The following is a 20615-nucleotide window of genomic DNA, read 5'->3' as shown; positions in this document are numbered from 1 at the left end:
GATCATAGACGCGCCGGCCATTCCCGGCCAGCGGCGCGGTTCAATCGGCGAGCGGGCCGAAACCGGGCTCGGTCTTGCCGAGCCGGGCGCGGATCGCCTCGCCGAGATCGGCGCTGACCAGTGTCGCCGCGTTCCAGGTGGCGACGTCGCGCAGGCCCTCCTCGACCGGCCGGCCGCGGCTGTAGTTGAGACTGCGCTTGGCCCCGGCCACGGCGAGCGGCGACTTGGCGGCGATCGTCCGCGCCAGCTCCAGGCCGGCCGCCAGCGCATCCGCCGCGTCCGCCTCGACCCGGTTGACGAGACCGAAGCGCGCCGCCTCTTCCGCCCCCATCCGCCGGCCGGTATAGGTGAGCTCGCGCAAGATCCCCTGCGGGATCAGGTGCCCGAGCCGCTGCAGCGTGCCGAGGTCGGCGGTGATCGCCACGTCCACCTCGGCGACCTGGAAGAAGGCGTCCTGGGCAGCGATCCTGAGGTCGCAGGCGCTGGCGAGGTCGACGCCCGCGCCGATGCAGCCGCCCTGGATCGCCGCGACCACCGGGGGCCGCGCGTCCTCGACCGCGCTGAACGCGTCCTGCAGCCATTCGATATGCCTGAGGCGCGCCTCGGCCGCGCGGCCGGGATCCTGGCTCGGCGGGAACTGCCTGGAGGCATAGTCGAGGTCGAGCCCGGCGGTGAAATGCCTGCCCTGGCCGGCAAGCAGGATGGCGCGCACCGCGGAATCGCGCCCGAGCGCCCGGAACGCGTCGCCGATCGCGGCGAACATCTCCTGGTCCATCGCGTTGAACTTGTCCGGCCGGGCGAGCGCGACATGGGCGACGCCGTCCGCGATCCCGACCTCGATCCGCTCGCTTCCCATGAATCCTCTCCCCGCCTAGAAGCGCGTCATGTCCCGCTTTACCGTGAACGGCCAGCCCGTCCACTATCGGATGGATCCGGAGACGCCGCTCCTGTGGGCGCTCCGTGAGGCGTCCAATCTCACCGGCACCAAATATGGCTGCGGCACCGGCCATTGCGGGGCCTGCACCGTCCATGTCGACGGCAATGCGGTGCGGAGCTGCCGGGTGCCGATCGGCGGGATCGAGGGCAGCTTCGTCGTCACCATCGAGGGCCTGTCGCGCGATCGGTCCCATCCGGTGCAGCAGGCCTTTGCCGGCGTCGCGGACGAAGACGGCAACGTCACCGACTCGGTGCCGCAATGCGGCTACTGCATCCCCGGCATGATCATGGCCGCCGCGGCCCTGGTCGACCGCAACGACAGCCCGACCGATGCCCAGATCGACGCGGCAATCACCAATATCTGCCGCTGCGGTGTCTATCCACGGCTGCGCGAGGCGATCCGGCGCGCCGCCCGGATCAAGGCCGGGGCAGAGCCGGCGGTCGCCGCCCCGCCGCCCGGCATCGACCCCGCCGACGCCGCCCGTGCCGTGCCGGCGCTCGTTCCGCCGGTGCCGGTGCCGGCGCCGCAGCGCTGAGCATGGTGCATTCCTTGCATCTTGCTGACCGGGCGGTTCAGCGGCCGCTCATCGGCGATTTGGCACAAATGGCGGCATAACGGGGGCGAGGTGCGCCCGCGTGCAAGGAGTAAGCTCGATGCGAAAGGCATTGATTGGGTTGATCTTGGCAGCGACGGCGATCACGCCGGTTGCGGCCGAAGCGCAGCGCGGCGACCGCGCCCAGCGCGTCCAGGAACATTATCAGCGGCTCGAACAGCGCAACCAGCAGCGTTCCGGCCAACGCCAGGCGCGGCAGGAGGCTCGACAAGAGGCTCGCCAGGCCCAGCGTGCGGCCCAGCCGCCGGCCCAGGTGGCCCAAGGCGAAGGCCGGCGTGGCGAGGGGCGCCGCGGCGACCGCGGCACCCGGCCGAGCGGCTATCAGCGCGGCTGGCAGGGCCCGAACACGCCGGAGTTCCGGCGCGATGCGGACCGCTACAATCGCCGCGCGCAGGAGAACGCGATCCGCTCCGGCACGCGCGAGCAGCGCCGAGACGCGATCCGCGACGCGCGCCGGGACGGCAATGACTGGCGCCAGTGGGACCGCGACCGCGACCGTCGCGATTGGCGGGACGACCGTCGGGACAATCGGCGCGACTGGCGCAACGACCGGCGCCGGGACCGCGACTGGAACCGCGGCTGGCGCAACGACCGGCGCTACGACTGGCAGGGCTGGCGCTACCGCAACCGGGGCGCCTACCGGCTGCCGCGCTACTACGCACCCTATCGCGGCTGGAACTATTCCCGCCTGTCGATCGGCTTCCTGCTGCAGCCGCTCTTCTACGACCAGCGCTACTGGATCGGCGATCCGTGGCAGTACCGCCTGCCACCGGCCCCTTACGGGGCGCAGTGGGTGCGCTACTATGGCGACGTGCTGCTCGTCGACACCTATACCGGCGAAGTCATCGACGTGATCCACGACTTCTTCTGGTAGGCGACAGCTCTCCTCCGGGAGGGGTCAGGGCCCGGGGCGCGGCGACGCGCTCCGGGCTTTTCGCTTGTCAGGCCGGCGCGATCTGCGGCAAGACGCGCACGCTTGTCCATGCCCGACTACAAGATCGACATCGGCACCCAGGTGCGCGACCGGCTCGCGGCCGATCCGGGCGTGCTCAAGCTGCCGGCGCACCGTCTCGACATCTTCGTCGCCCGCGACTTCCTGACCGCGGCGGAATGCGCCGCCCTCGTCCGGCAGATCGACGCCCGGCGCAAGCCCTCGCAGTTGCTCTCGCCGACCGACGATCCGGAGTTCCGCACCAGCGAGAGCTGCGATCTCGATCCGCGCGACCGGATGGTCCTCCAGGTCGAGGCCAGGATCCGTCTGCTCACCGGCATCGCCGCCACCCATGGCGAGACGATCCAGGGGCAGCGCTACGCGGTCGGCCAGCAGTTCAAGCCGCACCACGATTATTTCCTGACCGACCAGCCCTATTGGGAAGAGATGGACCGGAGCGGCGGCCAGCGCACCTGGACCGCGATGGTGTTCCTGAACACGCCGGCCGCCGGCGGCCAGACCGCCTTCCCGTCGCTCGACCTCAAGATCGCGCCGCGGGCGGGCAACCTGCTGATCTGGAACAATCTCGACGCTTATGGCCTGCCCAATCCCTATTCGCTGCACCAGGGCCTGCCGGTGATCGAGGGCGTCAAATACGTCATCACCAAATGGCACCGCGAACGCCCCTGGGGCGCCTGGTCGGCGCCGACCTATTGACCCATGCGAACGCGATTGCCCACCGGGTTGCGCTGTCTTAAGACACCCCTACACCTGTTTGGGGTCCTTGCTCATGACTCGTCGCGCCGCTCTTCTCGCTGCCGCCTGCCTCGCCGTCGTTCCGGCCCTGTCCGCGACGGCCCAGACCGCGCCGCCCGCCGCTGCGCAAGCGTCCGAAAGCGCGGGCGAACGGCTGCGCCGGCTGTTCCACGAGAGCGACGAGGCGAATCTCCGGCGCAATCCGCTGTCGGCGCTGTTCCGCGGCGACATGCGCTATGCCGATCAGCTCGGCGATTATCTGACCGATGCGCATGACGCCGCCGAGAAGGGCGCGGCCGAGCAGGACCTCGCCGCCCTCGCCGCGATCGATCGCAATATGCTGAGCCCGACCGACCAGCTCGCCTACGATGTGTTCCAGCATCAGCGGCGCGAGGACCTCGCCGACTACGAACCCGACATGTTGGCGCTGACCCGGGTGCGGCCGATCAACCACTTCTTCGGCTTCCACACCTTCTACCCGACCTTCGCCTCGGGCCAAGGTGCGGCGCCGTTCCGGACCGTCCAGGACTATGACAACAATGTCCGGCGCCATCACCAATATGCCCGGCTGATCGACCGGGCGATCGGCCGCTTCCGTGAAGGACTTGCCTCCGGCGTGGTCGAGACCAAGCTCACCATCCGCAACGTCGTCGACCAGCTCGACACCCAGCTGCGCGAGACGCCGGAGCAATCGCCGCTGCTCGGGCCGGCGCGCACCTTCGCCGATTCGATCCCCGAGGCCGATCGTGCGCGACTAAGGACCGAGCTGCTCGCCGTCGTGCGCGACGAAATCTATCCGGCGCACCAGCGGCTGCGCGACTTCCTGCACAACGAATATCTGCCGCGCGCCCGCGACCAGGTCGGCCTCAGCTCGATGCGCGGCGGCGACCGGCTCTACGCCCGGCTCGTCGAGGAGAATACGACTCTGCCGCTCACCGCCGACGCGGTCCACAACATCGGCCTCGGCGAGGTCGCGCGCATCCGCGGCGAGATGGACGCGATCCGCCGCCGCACCAATTTCTCGGGCGATCTTCCCGCCTTCTTCGAGTTCATCCGCACCGACCGGCGCTTCGAGCCGCAGAGCCGCGAATGGCTGCGCGAGCATTATTACGAGATCGGGCGCCGGGTCGACGGGCGCATCCGCGAGATTTTCTCGACCATCCCGCGCGCGCCGCTCGAGATCCGCGAGGTCGAGGCGTTCCGCGAGCGGACCGAAGCGGGCGGCTCCTACCAGGACGGTACGCCCGACGGGGCGCGGCCGGGCATCTTCTACTACAATGCCTATGACCTGCCGTCGCGCCGCACCTCCGGCATGGAGACGCTCTACCTGCACGAGGGCTCGCCCGGCCATCATTTCCAGATCATGCTCGCGGCCGAGAACGAGGCGCTGCCCAATTTCATGCGCTTCGGCGGCAACACCGCCTTCGTCGAGGGCTGGGCGCTCTACGCCGAAACGCTCTGGGACGAGCTCGGCGTCGAGACCGATCCCTATCAGCGCTTCGGCGGACTCAACGATGAGATGCTGCGCGCGATGCGTCTCGTCGTCGACACCGGCATCCATTCCAAGGGCTGGACCCGTGACCAGGCGATCCAGTACATGCTGAGCAATAGTGGCATGAGCCGCACCGAGGTCGTCGCCGAGGTCGAGCGCTACATCGCCATTCCCGGCCAGGCGCTCGCCTACAAGATCGGCCAGATGAAGATCCTGGAGCTGCGCGCCCGCGCCGAGCAGGCGCTCGGGCCGCGCTTCGACCTCAAGGACTTCCACGCCCAGGTGTTGATGACCGGGGCGCTGCCGTTGCCCGTGCTGGAGCGCAAGATCGACGACTGGATCGCTGCCCGCCGCGCCAGCTGACCCCCGTTCGATTGGAGACTTTGACGATGAATCGCCGCGCTTTCCTGACTGTCCTGTTGGCTTCGACCATGGCCACGCCCGTGTTCGCGCAGACCGCGGGGAGCACCGCACCGGGACAGGCGGGGCGAAACGAGCGCTTGCACACGCTGTTCCACGACAGCGACGAGGCGAACCTCCGGCGCAACCCGATCTCCGCCCTGTTCCGCGGCGACTATCGCTATGCCGACCGGCTCGGCGACTTCCTGACCGACGCCTATTATGCGGCCGAGAAGGCGGCGGCGGAGCAGGAGCTGGCCGCACTGGCGGCGATCGACCGGGACTCGCTGAACGCGACGGACCGGCTCGCCTATGATGTCTTCAAGTTCCAGCGCGAGAGCGATCTCAGGGACCTCCAGCCCGATCTGCTGGCGCTGACCCGGGTGCGGCCGATCGACCATTTCAGCGGCTTCCACACCTTCTACCCGGTCCTCGCCTCGGGCCGCAGCGCGGCGCCGTTCCGCAATGTCGAGGATTATGAGAACAACCTGAAGCGCCACCGCCAGTTCGTCGCGGGGCTCGATCGCGCCATCGTCCGCTTCCGCGAGGGTCTTGCCTCGGGCGTCGTCGACACCAGGCTCACCATTCGCAACGTCATCGGCCAGCTCGACACCCAGCTCGCCCAGGCGCCGGAGGAGTCCCCCTATTTCGGTCCCGTCCAGACGTTCCCCGACGCAGTGCCGGAGGCGGAGCGCGCCCGGCTACGCACGGCGCATCTGGCGGCGATCCGGGACGACATCTATCCGGCCTACCGCCGGCTTCGGACGTTCCTGCAGGACGAGTATCTACCGCGCGCCCGCGACGGCGTCGGCCTGCTCAACATGCAGGGCGGCGAGCGGCTTTACGCCCGGCTCGTCGAGCTCAACACCACCTTGCCGCTGACGCCGCAGGAAGTCCATCAGACCGGTCTCCGCGAGGTCGCCCGCAATCTCGCGGAGATGGAGCAGGTCCGCCAGCGCGTCGGCTTCAACGGCACTTTGCGCGAGTTCCTCGAGTTCCTACGCACCGATCCGCAGTTCGCCGCGCCGACCCGCGACGCGATGCGCGAGGGCTATTATGCGATCGGCCGGCGGGTCGACCAGAGGCTCGGCGAGCTCTTCTCGACCCTGCCGCGCACCCGGCTCGAAATCCGCGAGGTCGAGGAGTTCCGCGAGCGCAACGCCTCGACCGGTTCCTACCAGAACGGCAATCCGGACGGATCGCGGCCCGGCATCTTCTACTACAATGCCTATGACCTGCCGTCGCGGCGCACCCACGGCATGGAGGCGCTGTATCTTCACGAGGGCGCGCCCGGCCATCATTTCCAGATCAGCCTCGCCAACGAGAACGAGGCGCTGCCCAATTTCATGCGCTTCGGCGGCAACACCGCCTTCGTCGAGGGCTGGGCGCTCTACGCCGAGACGCTCTGGGAGGAGCTCGGCATGGAAACCGATCCCTATGCGCGCTTCGGCGGCCTCAACGCCGACATGTACCGCTCGATCCGCCTCGTCGTCGACACCGGCATCCACGCCATGGGCTGGACGCGCGAGCAGGCGATCCGCTACATGCTCGACAACAGCGGCGTCAGCGAGACGCAGGCGACGACCGAGGTCGAGCGCTACATCGCCATCCCCGGCCAGGCGCTCGCCTACAAGACCGGCCAGCTCAAGATCCTGGAGCTGCGCGCCCGCGCCCAGCAGGCGCTTGGGTCGCGCTTCGACCTCAAGGAGTTCCACGCCCAGGTGTTGATGACCGGGGCGCTGCCGCTCGCGGTGCTGGAGCGCAAGATCGACGACTGGATCGCCGCGCAGCGCGCCTAGGCAAGTGTCGCGCCGGCCCGCCGCGCCACCAGCGCGCCGATTGTCGCGCCGGCGAGAAGCACTGCGGCGGCGATCAGGAAGCTGAGGCCCGGCGCATCCGCCGCCGACATCTCGTAGACCCAGCCGAAGAAGAGCGGCGAGGCGACGCCGGCGATGCTGGCGACGCTGTTGTTGGCGCCCTGGAGCTGGCCCTGTTCGCGTTCCGAGACGCGCTGGGTCATCAGCGACTGCAATGTCGGCATGGCGAGGCCCCAGAGCGCGTTGGGAAACATGGCGAGCGTGAAGAGCAGGCCGGTCGGCGCGAGGCCCATGCAGGTGATCCCGATCGCGCCGAAGGTGAGGCCGAACACCATCACCTTGCGGTCGCCGAAGCGCTTCACCGCCGGGCCGACGAGCACGCCCTGCACGATCATGTCGAGCGCCCCCACGAGCGCGAGCAGGACGCCGACTTCGAAGGGCCCCCAGCCGTAGCGCGCAGCGGCGTAGAGAACGAACACCGCCGAGAAGACGTGGTGGGCGAAATAGAGCAGGAAGTTCACGATCGCGAGCCCCGACAGCTCCGGGTGCGATTGCAGCAGCTTCAGCGCGCCGAACGGGTTGGCCCGTTTCCAGGAGAAGGCCATGCGCCGATCCTTGGGCAGCGATTCGGGCAGCACGATGAGGCCGTAGAGAAAGGCGAGGGCGCTCATGCCCGCCGCCGCCCAGAAGGGGACGCGCGGGCCCAGCTCGCCGAGCACGCCGCCCAGCGCCGGGCCGGCGACGAAGCCGGCGCTGAACGCCGCACCGATCAGGCCGTAGGCGCGGGCGCGTTTCTCGGGCTCGGTGATGTCGGCCATATAGGCGAAGACGGCGGTGAAGCTCGACGAGGTGATGCCGCCGATGATCCGACCGACCGCGAGCCACCAGAGATTCGGCGCGAGCGCCATCAGCACCCAGTCGGCCGCCAGTCCGGCGGTCGAGATCAGGATCGTGGGCCGCCGCCCGAAGCGATCCGACAGCGAGCCGATGATCGGCGAGAAGATGAACTGCATCGCCGCCCAGAGCGCGACCATCACGCCGTTCCACAGGCCCGCCGCGGCGTTGGAGCCGGCAAACTCCTCGATCAGCGCCGGCAGGACGGGGATGACCAGCCCCATCGCCATGATGTCCAGCACCGCGGTCACGAAGATGAAGGCCAGCGCGGGCTGGAAGGCGAGGCGGCGGGCCATGGCGGTGCGGACTAGGCTTTGGCCAGCGCCTCGGCGATCAGCCTGCGGCTGTTCGCGAGGCCGTAGAGGGCAATGAAGCTCCCCATGCGCGGGCCTTGGGCGGAGCCGAGCAACGTCTCGTAGATCGCCTTGAACCAGTCGCGCAGTGCTTCCTTGCCGTAATGCGCCTTGCCGACTTCATAGACCTCGGTCTGGATAGCCTGGGCCGACGCGTTCTCGCTCAGCGTCGCAAGCCGCGAATCGAGAGCGCCGAGCGCCGCCCGCTCCTGCGCGTCCGGCGTACGGCGCTGCAAGGTCGGCGCGACGAAATCACGGGCATAATTCACCGCGAGGCCGATCATCGTATCGAGGTCGGGATCGCTTTCAGGCGTCACACCCGGCGCATGGCGGCGGACGAAACCCCAGATCGTCTCGCGCGCGCCGCAGCCCGGCAGGCTGGCGAGGTTGAGCAGCAGCCCGAACGTCACCGGCGGGACGTGCGCCGGCACCTTGCCGTCATGAATGTGATGGACCGGATTGCCGAGCTTCTGCTCGATCGGCTGGCCGGCGTAATTGCCGCGGAACTGCCAATATTCGTCCACCGCGCGCGGAATCACGCCCATGTGCAGCGATTTGGCCTTCTTCGGCTCGCGGTAGATGTAAAAGGCGAGGCTCTCTTCCGTCCCGTAGGTCAGCCACTGATCGATCGAGAGGCCGTTGCCCTTGGACTTGGAGATCTTCTCGCCCTTTTCGTCGAGGAACATCTCGTAGTTGAAGCCCTCGGGCGGCCGCGCGCCGAGGACGCGGGCGATCTTGGACGACTGGGTGACCGAATCGATCAGGTCCTTGCCGGACATCTCGTAGTCGACGCCCAGCGCGACCCAGCGCATCGCCCAGTCGACCTTCCATTGCAGCTTCGCCTTGCCGGAGAGGATCGACTGCTCGATCCGCTGGCCCTCGTCGATGAAGGTGACGATCCCGGCCTCGGCGTCGACCACCTCGACCGGCACCTGCAGGACGATGCCGCTGGTCGGCGAGAGGGGCAGGACCGGCGAATAGGTCGCGCGTCGCTCCTCGCCCAAGGTGGGAAGCATCACGCCCATGATCGCGTCCCAGCGCCTCAGCACCAGCTTCAGCGTCTCGTCGAACCGGCCCGATGTGTAGCAATCGGTCGCCGACAGGAATTCGTAGTCGAAGCCGTAGCGATCGAGGAAGTCGCGCAGCATCGCATTGTTGTGATGGGCGAAGCTCTCGTGCGTGCCGAAGGGGTCGGGGATGCGGGTCAGCGGCTTGCCGAGATATTCGGCGAGCATTGCCTGGTTGGGGACATTGTCCGGCACTTTCCTGAGACCGTCCATGTCGTCCGAAAAGGCGATCAGCCGGGTCGGGGCATCGCTCAGCGTGCGATAGGCGTTGCGCACCATCGTCGTGCGCAGCACCTCGTTGAAGGTACCGATATGCGGCAGGCCGGACGGGCCATAGCCGGTCTCGAAGACGATCCCTTCGGCCGGCGGACCTTCGGAATAGCGTTTCAGCAGCTTGCGCGCCTCCTCATAAGGCCAGGCCTTGGAGGCGCGCGCCGCTTCGCGATATTCGGGTGGAACCGACACTGTTGCCCTTTCGTTCCGCTTGGTCTTAGGTTGCGGGAGATGGCCGCCTCTTTGCCTTATCCCGCGCTGCACGCAACCCATGCCGGCATCTGGATCGCCTTTCCGGATGGCGCGGTGGAGGCGGTGGGGCGCGGCGCGGCCGTGGCGCGGGCGGCCGAGACGCCGATGATCATGCTGAATGCCCCGCTCGTCGGCAACCGGCTCGGCTATCCGGACCTGTCGGGGCTCGACCTCCTCGAGCTGTTTGCCTTCGTCCATCCGGCGCGTTTCGCGGTGCCGACGCCGAAGGGTATGGCGGACGCGCTGGGGCTCGAGGTGCCGGCGAGCGACGAGGCGGCCTGCAGCTTCCTGCGCGAGGCGGCGGCCGGGCTGCTCGCCACGCTGGAGGGCGCTTGGTCAGAGCGCGAAGGCGCATGGGCATCCGCACAATCGCTCTATCGCCTGCGCTGGCCCTGGGCCGGCGCGGTGGCGGAGCGGCTGCGGCGGCCCGAGCGTGACGAACGCTGGCTGTTCTCCAGGCTCCCCGAATGGGAAGAGACAGGCGGTCGCGCGCCGCCGCGCCCGGTGCGGCTCGATCTCGCCGACACCGCCGAGCGGCTCGAAACCCTAGTCGGACAGAATGCCGAGGTTCGGGACGGCCAGCGCGATTATGCGGCTGCTGCTGCGGCGGTCTTCGATCCGCGCAAGGCGGAGGATCGTCCGAACATGCTGCTCGCGGAAGCCGGCACCGGCATCGGCAAGACGCTCGGCTATCTCGCCCCCGCCTCGCTCTGGGCGGAAAGGGCGGATGGCGCAGTCTGGATATCGACCTACACCAAGGCGCTGCAGCGTCAGCTCGACCGCGAGGGCGTGCGACTGTTCCCTGATGCTGCCGAGCGCCGGCAGAAGATCGTGATCCGCAAGGGGCGCGAAAATTATCTCTGCCTGCTGAATCTGGAGGACGCGCTGCAGGGCGGCTTTGCCGGCCGCGCCGCGATCCTCGCGCAGCTCGTCGCACGCTGGGCGGCCTACAGCAAGGACGGAGACATGGTCGGCGGCGACCTGCCCGGCTGGCTGACCAGCCTGTTCCGCCGCGCCGGCGCCACCGCGCTCACCGACCGGCGCGGAGAGTGCGTCTATGCCGGCTGTCCGCACTACCGGAAATGCTTCATCGAGCGGGCGGCGCGGGCGAGCCAGGACGCCGATCTCGTGATCGCCAACCACGCGCTCGTGATGGTCAATGCCGCGCGCGGCCGGGAGACCGGCAATCCGCCGACCCGGATCGTGTTCGACGAGGGCCATCATTTGTTCGACGCCGCCGATTCGACCTTCGCTGCCGCCCTCAGCGGGCAGGAGGCGATCGAGATGCGGCGCTGGATCGTCGGGCCCGAGGGCAAGAGCCGCGGGCGCCGGCGCGGCCTCTCGGCCCGGCTGATGGACGTCGCCTCCTATGACGAGGCGGGCGCCGCGGCGTTGACGGCGGCAGTGCAGATGGCCGGAGCGCTGCCCGGCGACGGCTGGCTCCAGCGCCTCGCCGAGGGCGCACCATTCGGTCCGATCGAGACGCTGCTCGGCGCGGTGCGCGGCACCGTCTACGCCCGGGCCACCGCGCAGGACGCCGGCTACGGCCTCGAAACCGAGCTGGCCGAGCCCGAGGCGGTTCTGGTGGAAGCGGCGGCGCCGGCCGCTGAGGCGCTGGAGCTGCTGCTTCGGCCGCTGATGGCGCTGGGCAAGCGGCTCGAGGCGGTGGTCGAGGAGGCGCCCGACTGGCTCGATGCCCAAGCCCGGGCACGGATCGAGGGCGCGATCGGCGGCCTCGCCTGGCGCACCCAGACGCTGTCCGCCTGGATCGCCCTCGCTGCCAGGATCGGGGGACCCGCCGACCCGGAGTTCGTCGACTGGCTGGCGGTCGATCGGATCGAGGGCCGCGAGTTCGACATCGGGCTCCACCGTCGCTGGCTCGACCCGACCCGGCCGCTCGCAGAGGCGGTGCTGAAGCCCGCCCACGGCATCCTCGTGACCTCCGCCACCCTGCGCGGCGCCGAGGACTGGACCGGCGCGGAAGCGCGGACCGGCGCCACCCATCTCGCCGGCCCGATCGGCCATTTCGCGACGCCGAGCCCGTTCGACTATGAAGCGAACAGCGAGGTGCTGATCGTCACTGACATCAAGCGCGGCGACGCGCCCGCGCTGGCCGGCGCCTATGCCCGGCTGATCGAGGCGGCCGAGGGCGGCACGCTCGGCCTGTTCACCGCGATCCAGCGCCTGCGCGCCGTCCATGCCCGGATTGCGGACCGGCTCGCCCGCGCGGGCCTGCCGCTCTACGCCCAGCATGTCGACCCGATCGACACCGGCACACTCGTCGACATCTTTCGCGACGATCCCCACGCCAGCCTGCTCGGCACCGACGCGCTCAGGGATGGAGTCGACGTGCCCGGCGAGTCGCTCCGCCTCGTCGTGATGGAGGGTGTGCCCTGGCCGCGGCCGACCGTGCTCCATGGCGCCCGGCGGGCCTCTGGCGGCGGTTCCGCCTATGACGACCGGGTGGTGCGCGCCCGCCTTGCCCAAGCCTTCGGCCGGCTGATCCGCCGCCGGAAGGATCGCGGCATGTTCGTGCTGCTCTCCGCGGCGACGCCGTCGCGGCTGCTCACCGCCTTTCCGCCGGGCGTGAGGGTTTCGCGCCTGCCGCTCGACGAGGCCATTGCGCGGGTGGCGGCGCGGCTGTCATCAAAGGCGCCGGACCGGCGCGCTATGGCGCCCGCGGGGGAGGCCGATACCGACGCATGAAGACGCTGACGCTGCTGCGCCACGCCAAATCGAGCTGGGACGATCCGTCGATGCGCGACTTCGATCGCCCGCTCAACCGCCGCGGCCGCGCCGCCGCGCGCACCATGGGCCGCGAAATGCGCGCGCTCGGCCTCGATTTCGATGCAGTCGTGGCGTCGCCGGCGATGCGGGTGATGGAAACCGTCGAGGGCCTGTCCGAAGGCTATGGCAACCGCCTCCATCCAGACTACGATCGGCGCATATATCTGGCGTCCGTGGAGACGCTCCTGGAGATCGTTCGCGGGACGGACGATGCGCATGCCCGGCTGCTCCTGCTCGGCCATAATCCGGGCTTCGAGCTGCTGGCCCTGGCGCTGGTCATCGCCGACGGTGCCGAGGCGCGCGGGAAACTCGCCGAGAAATATCCGACCGGCGCCCTTGCCGAGATCGAATTGCCGGTTGCGCAGTGGCGCGATGCCGGGCCGGGCACCGGCACACTCAGCCGCTTCATCCGGCCCCGTGATCTCGACCCGAAACTGGGGCCGGAGACGGACTAGGCGTCATCCTCGGAAAGCGCATCCACGAGAAGGCGGCGCACCGCCTGCAATTCGGTTCGGAATGGCCCCTCAGCGGAGGCGGCGGGTGGCGGCGACGGCGGAGCTTCCTCGGCGGCTCCGCCGCCCCTGGACAGAAGCTGCTGGACGCCACGGATCGTATAGCCTTCCTGGTTGAGCAGCCGATCGATGCGCCGGGCCAGCGCCACGTCGTCCGGGCGATAGTAGCGGCGGTTGCCCGCCCGCTGCAGCGGACGCAGCTGCGGGAAACGCGTCTCCCAGTAGCGCAGGATGTGCTGGGGCAGCCCGAGTTCGGCCGAAAGCTCCCCGATCGTCCAGAACGCGTTCTCGCTCTTGCCGGCGGGGCGGGCCATGTCAGCCGCTGCGGGCGATCCGCTCGCGCATGATCTGACTCGCCCGGAAGGTCAGCACGCGTCGCGGCGCGATCGGCACCTCGACGCCGGTCTTCGGGTTGCGGCCGATCCGCTCGCCCTTGTCGCGCAGGATGAAGCTGCCGAAGCCGGAGATCTTGACGTTCTGGCCGTCCGCCAGCGCCACGCACATATGGTGCAGGATCCGCTCGACGATGCCCGCCGAATCGGCGCGCGACAGGCCGATTTCACTGTGAACGATGTCGGCGAGGTCGGCACGGGTGAGCGTGCCCGCCGGCGCCGTTCTGATCGTTCCTGCGTCCGCCATGGAACTCTCCCCCCTCCGGTCTTGAAACTGCAACATTAAATCAGCTTGCCTATCCGTGCAATGCGGCTTTGTGATGACCCGGTCTCAGTACCGGACGACCGCGGCACCCCAGGTGAAGCCGCCGCCCATCGCCTCCAGCACCAGGAGATTGCCCGGCTTGATCCGGCCGTCGCGCACCGCGACGTCGAGTGCCAGCGGTACCGAAGCGGCAGAGGTGTTGGCATGCTCGTTGACCGTCACGATGACCTTCTCCGGCGCGAGGCCGAGCTTCTTCGCGGTGGCGTCGAGGATGCGCTTGTTGGCCTGGTGCGGGACGACCCAGTCGACCTCCTCGGGCCGATGGCCGGCGGCTTCGAGCGTCTCGCTCAGCACGTCGGCGAGATTGACGACGGCATGGCGGAAGACTTCCTTGCCCTTCATCCTGAGCTTGCCGACCGTGCCGGTGGTGGACGGGCCGCCATCGACATAGAGCAATTCGTTGTGGCGCCCGTCGGCATGGAGCCGGGTGGCAAGGATGCCGCGCTCGCCGTCCTCGGCCTTCAGCACCACGGCGCCCGCGCCGTCGCCGAACAGGACGCAGGTCGCGCGATCCTCCCAGTCGAGGATGCGGCTGAACGTCTCGGCGCCGATGACGATCGCATAATCGGCCATGCCGCCCTTGATCATATTGTCGGCGACGGAGAGCGCATAAAGGAAGCCGGTGCACACCGCCTGCACGTCGAAGGCGATGCAGTCGTCGATGCCGAGCGCGGTCTGCACGATCGTCGCGCTCGCCGGGAAGGTCTGGTCGGGGGTTGCTGTGGCGAGCACGATCAGGCCGATCTGCTGCGGCGCCACGCCGGCGGCCGCGAGCGCCTTGCGGGCGGCTTCGGTGGCGAGCGTCGCCGTGGTCTCACCCTCGCCGGCGATGTGACGCGCCTCGATGCCGGTGCGCTCGACGATCCACTCGTTGGTCGTATCGACCCGGGCCGCGAGCTCATCATTGGTGACGCGCCGCGGCGGCAGCGCGGCGCCGGTGCCGACGATGGTTGCGCGGCGGGTCATTTGGCGGCGACGGCGTGATTGCGGGCGGACACGTTGGCGAGATCCTCCGTGATCTTGCGGGTGAGGTCCTCGCGCACCATCCGCGCCGCGACGCGGATCGCATTGGCGACGCCCTTGTCGTTGGCGCTGCCGTGGCTCTTCACGACGAGGCCGTTGAGGCCGAGGAAGACCGCGCCATTGTGGTTGTTGGGGTCGAGATGGTGGCGGAGCAGCTCGGTCGCGGGCCGGGAGATCAGGAAGCCGATCTTGGAGCGGATCGAGCTGGTGAAGGCGCGGCGCAAAAGATCGGTGACGAAGCGCGCCGTGCCTTCCAGCGATTTCAGCGCGATGTTGCCCGAAAAGCCGTCGGTCACGATCACGTCGACATCGCCGCGCGACAGTTTGTCGCCCTCGACGAAGCCGTCGAAGTGCATATGGAGATGATCGGACGCGCGCAGGATCGCGGCCGCGTCGCGCAGCTCGTCGGTGCCCTTGAGCTCCTCGGTGCCGATGTTGAGCAGCTGCACCCGCGGCCGCTCCAGCTCCAGCACAACCCGGGCGTAGGCAGCGCCCATCACGGCGAACTGGACGAGGTTGTTGGTGTCGCACTCGGTGTTGGCGCCGAGGTCGAGCATGACAACGTCGTTATCGCCGAGCGTCGGGATCAGCGCCGCGAGCGCCGGCCGGTCGATGCCCGGCATGGTCCTGAGCGCGAGCTTCGCCATCGCCATGAGCGCACCGGTATTGCCGCCGGAGACCGCGGCATGCGCCTCGCCCTCTTTCACGGCGGCGATGGCGCGGCCCATCGAGCTTGTCTTGGCCCGGCGAATCGCCTGGCTCGGCTTGTCGGTGCCGGCGATTACATCGGTCGTGTGGACGATCTCGACATGACCGGCGAGCGCGGGATGCCGGGCGACTTCGGCGCGAATCGCCGCCTCGTCGCCGAACAGCAGGAAGGAGAGGTCGCTGCGCCGCTCGAAGGCGTGGGCGGCGCCGGCGATCATGACCGACGGCCCGGCGTCGCCACCCATCGCGTCGATCGCGATCCGCGGCGCCGTGCCCGTCAAAACCGTCTCCTTCGTAAGTCCGTGGCCGTCTTACGCCTCGGTCTTGAGGATTTCACGCCCCTTATAATGCCCGCAACTCGCGCACACATTGTGCGGGAGCCTGAGCTCGCCGCAATTCGGGCATTCCTGATACTGGGTCGCCTTCAGCGCGTCGTGGCTGCGGCGCATGTTGCGCCGGGACGGCGAGGTTTTTCTCTTGGGGACGGCCATGGTGGCACCTGTTCCTGTTCGCTGACGTTCACGTGAATCATGTGGCGACAGCAGGGCAACGGATCAACGGCCGGACCGGCCGCTGGCCTCGCGGCCGTCATGCTCTCGCTTGAAGCGTGCCGCCTATAGCGATTTCGCGCCCCGTTGCAAGCATCGCCGGCCCGTGCGAACGCTGGGCCAGAGGAGACGTCCACATGATCCTGCCGATCACGCTCACCATCGCCGGGGCCGCGGCGATCCTGCACATCTGGCTGAGCCTCCGGGTCAGCCGGTTGCGGCGCCCGCTCAAGGCCGATCTCGGCGACGGCGGCCACGAGATGCTGCTCAGGCGGATCCGCGCCCACGGCAATTTCGCCGAGAATGTGCCGCTCTTCCTCATCCTGCTCGCCCTCGTCGAGCTCGCCACCGGCGGCAGTCTGTGGCTGTGGGGCGCGGCGATCCTGTTCGTGCTGGCGCGGATCGCCCACGCCTTCGGCCTCGACCGGCCCGGCGCCAATCCGCTGCGCGTCGGCGGCGCGGCGATCAGCTGGCTCGTCCTGCTGGGCCTCGGCATCCACGCGATCCTGATCGCCTATCAGGCGCCGCCGATTCCCACCGGCATCCAGATCTCGCCCGGCGCCCGCGCCGCCGCCACACCGGCGCCGCAGAGCTGACGAGACGCGAGGCATGCGCCTCGGCATCCTGATCGGGTTGCTGCTCGCGACGGCCAGTTTCGAACGTGATGCATATGCCGAAACGCTGTCTCTCGAGCGCGCGGATGGCAGTCGCATCGTCTATCACCTTGCCGGGCCGCCACGTCGCGGGCGCGCTCCGATCCTGATCATGTTTCAAGGATCGGGTTGCGATTCGGTGGCGCGCAACGACCGCATCCCGTGGATGGCCGCGCGGCTGGCACCGAACCATGTCGTGCTGACCGTCGAAAAGTACGGCGTTGCAGCTGGCGCGGACGGGGAAAGCTGCGTGGCGGACTATTGGCGCGGCAATTCGCTGTCCCAGCGCGTGACGGACGCAGCTCATGTGATCGCGCAGCTGCGGCAAGCCCGTTGGTGGAATGGCCAGCTCGTGATCTTCGGCGGCTCCGAAGGCGGCGCCGTCGCCGCCATGCTGGCGCCTTTGATCCCGGAAACGCGCGCGGTGATCGTCTGGTCGTCGGGGATCGGCCTGCCGATCGGCACCATGATCCGATCAGCCCTGCCACCGCAGATGCAGGCCGAAGCCGACCGTGTCTTCCTCGACGCGCGCGCGAATCCGGCCGCCGATCGCCAATGGGGCGGCGCCAGCTATCGCTGGTGGGCTGATGCGCTCGACATGGTGCCGGCCCGCAGCCTTGCGCAGACCCGCGTCCCGGTGCTTCTGGTTCACGGCACCCGGGACCAATCGGCGCCGATCGCGAGCGCCCGCGCCGCGCGCGATCTGGTTGTCGGGGCGGGGAAGGCGAACTTCACCTTTCGCGAATATGAGGGCTACGATCACTTCATGATCGACGCCGAGGGCGTCGACCACAGGGTCGAGGTGCTGGCGGCTATTGCTACCTGGCTGCGGCACCTGCCCCGCTAGGACCAACCGGCATTCAGCGTGATCGAGTCGGCCGGAAGGTGACGAAGTTCGGGGATTTCGCGAAAAAACGGAAAAATCTCCGCTCCCTTTGGGACGAAAAGCCCGGAATTCCGCCGATTCGGCTGGTTCGGGGTGGTTCGGGCCCTGGACAGGGTTTGTCCGGTCAACGCCACTGCCCGGCACCTGAGCGCCGCTCCGCCTCCGGGAAGATCATGTGCACCGTTCAATGAGCCGGGAGGCCGCTGCCTCCGAGTTTCAGATCTAACACAGGACCGGGGCTGTAGGAAAATGACGCCCTCAGGCCCCGGCCAGCACCCGATCTGCGACGAAGGGATTGGACTGGCGCTCGCGGCCGAAGGTGCTCATCGGGCCGTGGCCCGGCACGAAGGCGGTGTCGTCGCCCAAGGGCCAGAGCCGCCCGGTGATCGCGTCGATCAGGTCCTGATGGTTGCCCATCGGGAAGTCGGTGCGGCCGATCGACCCCTGGAACAGCACGTCGCCGACGATCGCGAGCTTCGAGGCCGGGTGGTGGAAGACGACATGGCCGGGGGTGTGGCCGGGGCAATGATAGACGTCGAACACGAGGTTGCCGACCGTCACCTGGTCGCCGTTGACCAGCCAGCGGTCCGATTCGAACGGCTTGCCTAGGATCCCGTAATTGCGGCCGTCATCCTCCAGCCGCGCGATCCAGAACCGGTCGTCCTCGTGCGGTCCCTCGATCTTCACGCCGAGCTCGTCGGCGAGGATCTTGGCCGATCCGCAATGGTCGATATGGCCGTGGGTGACGAGGATCTTCTCGATCGTCACCCCCTGTTGCGTCGCGGCGGCCTTCAGCCGGTCGAGGTCGCCGCCCGGATCGGTGAAGGCGCCCTTCATCGTCGCGGTGCACCAGATCAGGCAGCTGTTCTGCTGCAGCGGCGTCACCGGGATGATCATGGCCTTGAGCGGCGGCGTCGAGGGATCGGTCATGCGCCGCAGATGGCCCAGCATCGCGGTCGATACAAGCGCCCGGGCTTCTGATAGGAGCGGCGCATGACGCGCCTCCCACTTATCCTCGCCGCCCTCGCGCTGCTCTGCGGCTGCACGTTCCAGGGCACCGGGATCGCCCCGTTCAACCCCGCCCCGGCGCCCGTCTCGGAGCGCGATCTCGAAGTCCCTTTCGTGCCGACGCCACCGGAGGTGGTGGAGGCGATGCTCGATCTCGCCCAGCTCGGCACCGACGACCTGCTGATCGACCTGGGCTCCGGCGACGGGCGCATTCCGATCGCCGCCGCCCGGCGCGGTGCGAGAGCGCTGGGTGTCGACATCGATTCCAGCCGCGTCTCGCAGGCGGTGCTCAACGCCCGGATGGCGCAGCTCGAGACGCGCGCGCTGTTCCGGACGCAGGACCTGTTCCAGACGCCGATCCGCGATGCGAGCGTGGTCGCGATCTACCTGATGCCCGAGATCAACCTGCGCCTGCGCCCGCGCCTGCTGACCGAGCTTCGTCCCGGCGCGCGCGTCGTCAGCCACGCCTTCGACATGGGCGACTGGCGGGCCGACGCCCATGAGGTCGTCGACGGCCGCAACATCTATCTCTGGGTGGTTCCCGCCGAGGTTGCCGGGAGCTGGACGCTGACCGATCCCGACGGGTCCGTAATGACGCTCGATCTCGACCAGCGCTTCCAGGAAGTCAGCGGCACCTTGAGCGGTGGCGGGCAGACCCTCGCGCTGGGCGACGTGACGTTGCGCGGCACCCAGTTGCGCTTCATCGCCGGCGGGCGAACCTGGTGGGCGCTGGTCGACGGCGGCACGATGACGCCCGATCCTGCCGGCGGAACCCAGCCGGCCTGGCGCGCTCAGCGGAACAGCTGAGCGGGTCCCTGCCCGTCCTGCATCGCCTGAACCCGCGCGACGATGTGCGCGAACAGCAGGGCGGCGGGGACGAACAGCGCGTTCGAGATCGTCTGGGCGGTCCCGACCGCGCCCAGCATCGTGGCGTCGCCTTCCCATTCGAGGCGGAAGGCGACCGTCCCGGCGATGTTCGAGGCCAGCCAGCAGAGCCACCAGAGGATCAGGATCGCCGGCGCCGACGCCGCCTGCCAGTCGCGCGGATCGGCGCTCGCCCGCCACAGCTCGCGCATCGCCACGAACGGCATGAAGAGGTTGGCGAGCGGGACGATGTACCAGGCGATCGCCCAGGCCGGGCTGCCCATCATGTCGGTGGCGCCCATCGCCCGCGCATTGGCGCCGGCGACATAGAGCCACCGGGCCACCACGATCGCGCCGGCGATGAAGAAGAGAAGCTGCACCGTCTCAAGCAGGATGAACGGATCATCGGCGCCGGGCTTCAGGCCCGCCGGCGCCGCGAACGCCCATGCCGCGGCACCGGCGGCGAGAGCCGCCTGCGCGAGGGCCAGCCAGCGCGTCCATTGCGCCGCCGTCCGGTTGTAGCGGAAGGGCCAGGCGGGCGCCTGCGCCGCCATCCGCCGCTCAGCCCGCGACCGCGGCCGTCGCCGGACCGACCGGATTGTCCGCCTGGAACTGGCGCTCGGCCTGCCTCCTGAGGCTGCGGTTCACCAGCCAGACGATCGGGCCGAGGATCAGGACGATCAGCGCGAAAATCCCGAAGTCGCCGACGAAATAAGGTGACAGACCGACCCACAGGGCCGCGAGAATGGTGAGCACCATCCCGATCGTCTCGTTGTTGCGCGGATAGGCGAACTGCGCCTGCCCGTCGCTCGTGCGCACCCCGGCGATGCCGCGATGGTCGATCGAGCTGAACAGGTAGAAGCGGCCGGTCGCGCCCGGCTCCAGCCGCGGCGCGAGCTCGGCATGGGCGATCGGCTTGGCGATGGTCTTGGTCTCGCCATTGGCCAGCCGGAACACGATCGTCTTGTAGATGCGTATCTTGGCGGCGCTGCGCCTCAATTCGGCCGACTCGATCGTGCCGTCGATGGTGGAAACGCCCATGCCCCGTCCCCTTCTTGAAGGCTCCACGCGTGCGGCGATCCCACGCCCGGAGCACGGGAGAGTCAAGCAACGGCCCTACGAAAG

General features: G+C 68.9%; 21 protein-coding genes. 10 read left to right on the top strand and 11 right to left on the bottom strand.

Annotated elements, in window-relative coordinates:
- Positions 1 to 40: 40 nt before the first annotated feature.
- A complete protein-coding gene (locus tag RCO27_RS11640) occupies positions 41 to 856 on the bottom strand; it encodes a crotonase/enoyl-CoA hydratase family protein (RefSeq protein WP_309002837.1) in 816 nt (271 codons plus the stop codon).
- Positions 857 to 884: 28 nt separating this feature from the next.
- On the opposite strand from RCO27_RS11640, the gene RCO27_RS11635 reads away from it, so the two are divergent.
- From RCO27_RS11635 to RCO27_RS11615, 5 genes are all read left to right on the top strand, one after another.
- Positions 885 to 1472 carry a 2Fe-2S iron-sulfur cluster-binding protein gene (locus RCO27_RS11635; RefSeq protein WP_309002836.1) on the top strand — a complete coding sequence of 196 codons (588 nt, stop codon included), beginning with the start codon at positions 885 to 887 and terminating at the stop codon, positions 1470 to 1472.
- A gap of 118 nt (positions 1473 to 1590) precedes the next feature.
- Positions 1591 to 2424, top strand: a complete 834-nt coding sequence (locus tag RCO27_RS11630; RefSeq protein ID WP_309002835.1) for an RcnB family protein — start codon at positions 1591 to 1593, stop codon at positions 2422 to 2424.
- 108 nt (positions 2425 to 2532) lie between these two features.
- Positions 2533 to 3198, top strand: a complete 666-nt coding sequence (locus tag RCO27_RS11625) for a 2OG-Fe(II) oxygenase (RefSeq protein WP_309003206.1) — start codon at positions 2533 to 2535, stop codon at positions 3196 to 3198.
- A 73-nt stretch (positions 3199 to 3271) separates the two neighbouring features.
- Positions 3272 to 5092, top strand: a complete 1821-nt coding sequence (locus RCO27_RS11620) for a DUF885 domain-containing protein (RefSeq protein WP_309002834.1) — start codon at positions 3272 to 3274, stop codon at positions 5090 to 5092.
- A 68-nt stretch (positions 5093 to 5160) separates the two neighbouring features.
- Positions 5161 to 6927, top strand: a complete 1767-nt coding sequence (locus tag RCO27_RS11615; protein WP_309002833.1) for a DUF885 domain-containing protein — start codon at positions 5161 to 5163, stop codon at positions 6925 to 6927.
- Here the strand turns inward: RCO27_RS11615 and RCO27_RS11610 are convergent.
- A complete protein-coding gene (locus RCO27_RS11610; RefSeq protein ID WP_309002832.1) occupies positions 6924 to 8135 on the bottom strand; it encodes a TCR/Tet family MFS transporter in 1212 nt (403 codons plus the stop codon). The genes RCO27_RS11615 and RCO27_RS11610 overlap by 4 nt on opposite strands.
- 11 nt (positions 8136 to 8146) lie before the next feature.
- Positions 8147 to 9724 (bottom strand): lysine--tRNA ligase, encoded by a 1578-nt coding sequence (locus RCO27_RS11605; protein ID WP_309002831.1) that lies wholly within the window; start codon positions 9722 to 9724, stop codon positions 8147 to 8149.
- Positions 9725 to 9763: 39 nt separating this feature from the next.
- On the opposite strand from RCO27_RS11605, the gene RCO27_RS11600 reads away from it, so the two are divergent.
- Together RCO27_RS11600 and RCO27_RS11595 are read left to right on the top strand one after the other, a co-directional pair.
- Positions 9764 to 12490, top strand: a complete 2727-nt coding sequence (locus tag RCO27_RS11600) for an ATP-dependent DNA helicase (protein WP_309002830.1) — start codon at positions 9764 to 9766, stop codon at positions 12488 to 12490.
- Positions 12487 to 13026, top strand: coding sequence for a histidine phosphatase family protein (locus RCO27_RS11595; RefSeq protein ID WP_309002829.1), 540 nt, complete (start codon positions 12487 to 12489; stop codon positions 13024 to 13026). The genes RCO27_RS11600 and RCO27_RS11595 overlap by 4 nt, the downstream gene beginning before the upstream one ends.
- Here RCO27_RS11595 and RCO27_RS11590 read toward each other — a convergent pair.
- The 5 genes from RCO27_RS11590 to rpmF all read right to left on the bottom strand — a co-directional run bounded on the left by RCO27_RS11590 (position 13023) and on the right by rpmF (position 16022).
- Positions 13023 to 13397, bottom strand: a complete 375-nt coding sequence (locus RCO27_RS11590) for a MerR family transcriptional regulator (protein ID WP_309002828.1) — start codon at positions 13395 to 13397, stop codon at positions 13023 to 13025. The two genes, RCO27_RS11595 and RCO27_RS11590, sit on opposite strands and share 4 nt — an antisense overlap.
- Position 13398: 1 nt before the next feature.
- Complete coding sequence (locus RCO27_RS11585) at positions 13399 to 13722, bottom strand: integration host factor subunit alpha (RefSeq protein ID WP_309002827.1); 324 nt, start codon at positions 13720 to 13722, stop codon at positions 13399 to 13401.
- A gap of 84 nt (positions 13723 to 13806) precedes the next feature.
- Positions 13807 to 14766: a beta-ketoacyl-ACP synthase III gene (locus RCO27_RS11580; protein WP_309002826.1), complete on the bottom strand. Its 960-nt coding sequence runs from the start codon at positions 14764 to 14766 to the stop codon at positions 13807 to 13809.
- Positions 14763 to 15812 (bottom strand): phosphate acyltransferase PlsX, encoded by a 1050-nt coding sequence (gene plsX, locus RCO27_RS11575; protein ID WP_309002825.1) that lies wholly within the window; start codon positions 15810 to 15812, stop codon positions 14763 to 14765. The genes RCO27_RS11580 and plsX overlap by 4 nt, the downstream gene beginning before the upstream one ends.
- Before the next feature lie 30 nt (positions 15813 to 15842).
- On the bottom strand, positions 15843 to 16022 hold the full coding sequence (gene rpmF, locus RCO27_RS11570) for a 50S ribosomal protein L32 (protein ID WP_309002824.1): 180 nt from the start codon (positions 16020 to 16022) through the stop codon (positions 15843 to 15845).
- Positions 16023 to 16216: 194 nt separating this feature from the next.
- Here rpmF and RCO27_RS11565 point away from each other — a divergent pair, with 194 nt between their 5' ends.
- Together RCO27_RS11565 and RCO27_RS11560 are read left to right on the top strand one after the other, a co-directional pair.
- Positions 16217 to 16675: an MAPEG family protein gene (locus RCO27_RS11565; RefSeq protein ID WP_309002823.1), complete on the top strand. Its 459-nt coding sequence runs from the start codon at positions 16217 to 16219 to the stop codon at positions 16673 to 16675.
- A 13-nt stretch (positions 16676 to 16688) separates the two neighbouring features.
- Positions 16689 to 17579, top strand: coding sequence for a serine aminopeptidase domain-containing protein (locus RCO27_RS11560; protein WP_309002822.1), 891 nt, complete (start codon positions 16689 to 16691; stop codon positions 17577 to 17579).
- A 297-nt stretch (positions 17580 to 17876) separates the two neighbouring features.
- On the opposite strand, the gene RCO27_RS11555 is transcribed toward RCO27_RS11560, so the two are convergent.
- Positions 17877 to 18548, bottom strand: a complete 672-nt coding sequence (locus RCO27_RS11555) for an MBL fold metallo-hydrolase (RefSeq protein WP_309002821.1) — start codon at positions 18546 to 18548, stop codon at positions 17877 to 17879.
- Positions 18549 to 18611: 63 nt separating this feature from the next.
- Between RCO27_RS11555 and RCO27_RS11550 the strand changes: the two genes are divergently transcribed.
- Entirely contained in the window at positions 18612 to 19433 is an 822-nt protein-coding gene (locus RCO27_RS11550) for a class I SAM-dependent methyltransferase (protein ID WP_309002820.1), read from the top strand.
- Here RCO27_RS11550 and RCO27_RS11545 read toward each other — a convergent pair.
- Positions 19418 to 20044, bottom strand: a complete 627-nt coding sequence (locus RCO27_RS11545) for a DUF4328 domain-containing protein (RefSeq protein WP_309002819.1) — start codon at positions 20042 to 20044, stop codon at positions 19418 to 19420. The two genes, RCO27_RS11550 and RCO27_RS11545, sit on opposite strands and share 16 nt — an antisense overlap.
- A gap of 7 nt (positions 20045 to 20051) precedes the next feature.
- On the bottom strand, positions 20052 to 20531 hold the full coding sequence (locus RCO27_RS11540) for a hypothetical protein (protein WP_309002818.1): 480 nt from the start codon (positions 20529 to 20531) through the stop codon (positions 20052 to 20054).
- Positions 20532 to 20615 lie beyond the last annotated feature (84 nt).

Source organism: Sphingosinicella sp. LHD-64 (assembly GCF_031157375.1).
Taxonomy (GTDB): Bacteria; Pseudomonadota; Alphaproteobacteria; order Sphingomonadales; family Sphingomonadaceae; genus Allosphingosinicella.
This window is presented reverse-complemented; position numbering and strand designations above follow the sequence as displayed.

Bases quoted from the DNA above. Each gene is read 5' to 3' on its own strand.
- RCO27_RS11640 (WP_309002837.1), bottom strand. From the start codon at position 856: ATGGGAAGCGAGCGGATCGAGGTCGGGATCGCGGACGGCGTCGCCCAT.
- RCO27_RS11635 (WP_309002836.1), top strand. From the start codon at position 885: ATGTCCCGCTTTACCGTGAACGGCCAGCCCGTCCACTATCGGATGGAT.
- RCO27_RS11630 (WP_309002835.1), top strand. From the start codon at position 1,591: ATGCGAAAGGCATTGATTGGGTTGATCTTGGCAGCGACGGCGATCACG.
- RCO27_RS11625 (WP_309003206.1), top strand. From the start codon at position 2,533: ATGCCCGACTACAAGATCGACATCGGCACCCAGGTGCGCGACCGGCTC.
- RCO27_RS11620 (WP_309002834.1), top strand. From the start codon at position 3,272: ATGACTCGTCGCGCCGCTCTTCTCGCTGCCGCCTGCCTCGCCGTCGTT.
- RCO27_RS11615 (WP_309002833.1), top strand. From the start codon at position 5,161: ATGGCCACGCCCGTGTTCGCGCAGACCGCGGGGAGCACCGCACCGGGA.
- RCO27_RS11610 (WP_309002832.1), bottom strand. From the start codon at position 8,135: ATGGCCCGCCGCCTCGCCTTCCAGCCCGCGCTGGCCTTCATCTTCGTG.
- RCO27_RS11600 (WP_309002830.1), top strand. From the start codon at position 9,764: ATGGCCGCCTCTTTGCCTTATCCCGCGCTGCACGCAACCCATGCCGGC.
- RCO27_RS11595 (WP_309002829.1), top strand. From the start codon at position 12,487: ATGAAGACGCTGACGCTGCTGCGCCACGCCAAATCGAGCTGGGACGAT.
- RCO27_RS11590 (WP_309002828.1), bottom strand. From the start codon at position 13,397: ATGGCCCGCCCCGCCGGCAAGAGCGAGAACGCGTTCTGGACGATCGGG.
- RCO27_RS11585 (WP_309002827.1), bottom strand. From the start codon at position 13,722: ATGGCGGACGCAGGAACGATCAGAACGGCGCCGGCGGGCACGCTCACC.
- RCO27_RS11580 (WP_309002826.1), bottom strand. From the start codon at position 14,766: ATGACCCGCCGCGCAACCATCGTCGGCACCGGCGCCGCGCTGCCGCCG.
- rpmF (WP_309002824.1), bottom strand. From the start codon at position 16,022: ATGGCCGTCCCCAAGAGAAAAACCTCGCCGTCCCGGCGCAACATGCGC.
- RCO27_RS11565 (WP_309002823.1), top strand. From the start codon at position 16,217: ATGATCCTGCCGATCACGCTCACCATCGCCGGGGCCGCGGCGATCCTG.
- RCO27_RS11560 (WP_309002822.1), top strand. From the start codon at position 16,689: ATGCGCCTCGGCATCCTGATCGGGTTGCTGCTCGCGACGGCCAGTTTC.
- RCO27_RS11555 (WP_309002821.1), bottom strand. From the start codon at position 18,548: ATGACCGATCCCTCGACGCCGCCGCTCAAGGCCATGATCATCCCGGTG.
- RCO27_RS11550 (WP_309002820.1), top strand. From the start codon at position 18,612: ATGACGCGCCTCCCACTTATCCTCGCCGCCCTCGCGCTGCTCTGCGGC.
- RCO27_RS11545 (WP_309002819.1), bottom strand. From the start codon at position 20,044: ATGGCGGCGCAGGCGCCCGCCTGGCCCTTCCGCTACAACCGGACGGCG.
- RCO27_RS11540 (WP_309002818.1), bottom strand. From the start codon at position 20,531: ATGGGCGTTTCCACCATCGACGGCACGATCGAGTCGGCCGAATTGAGG.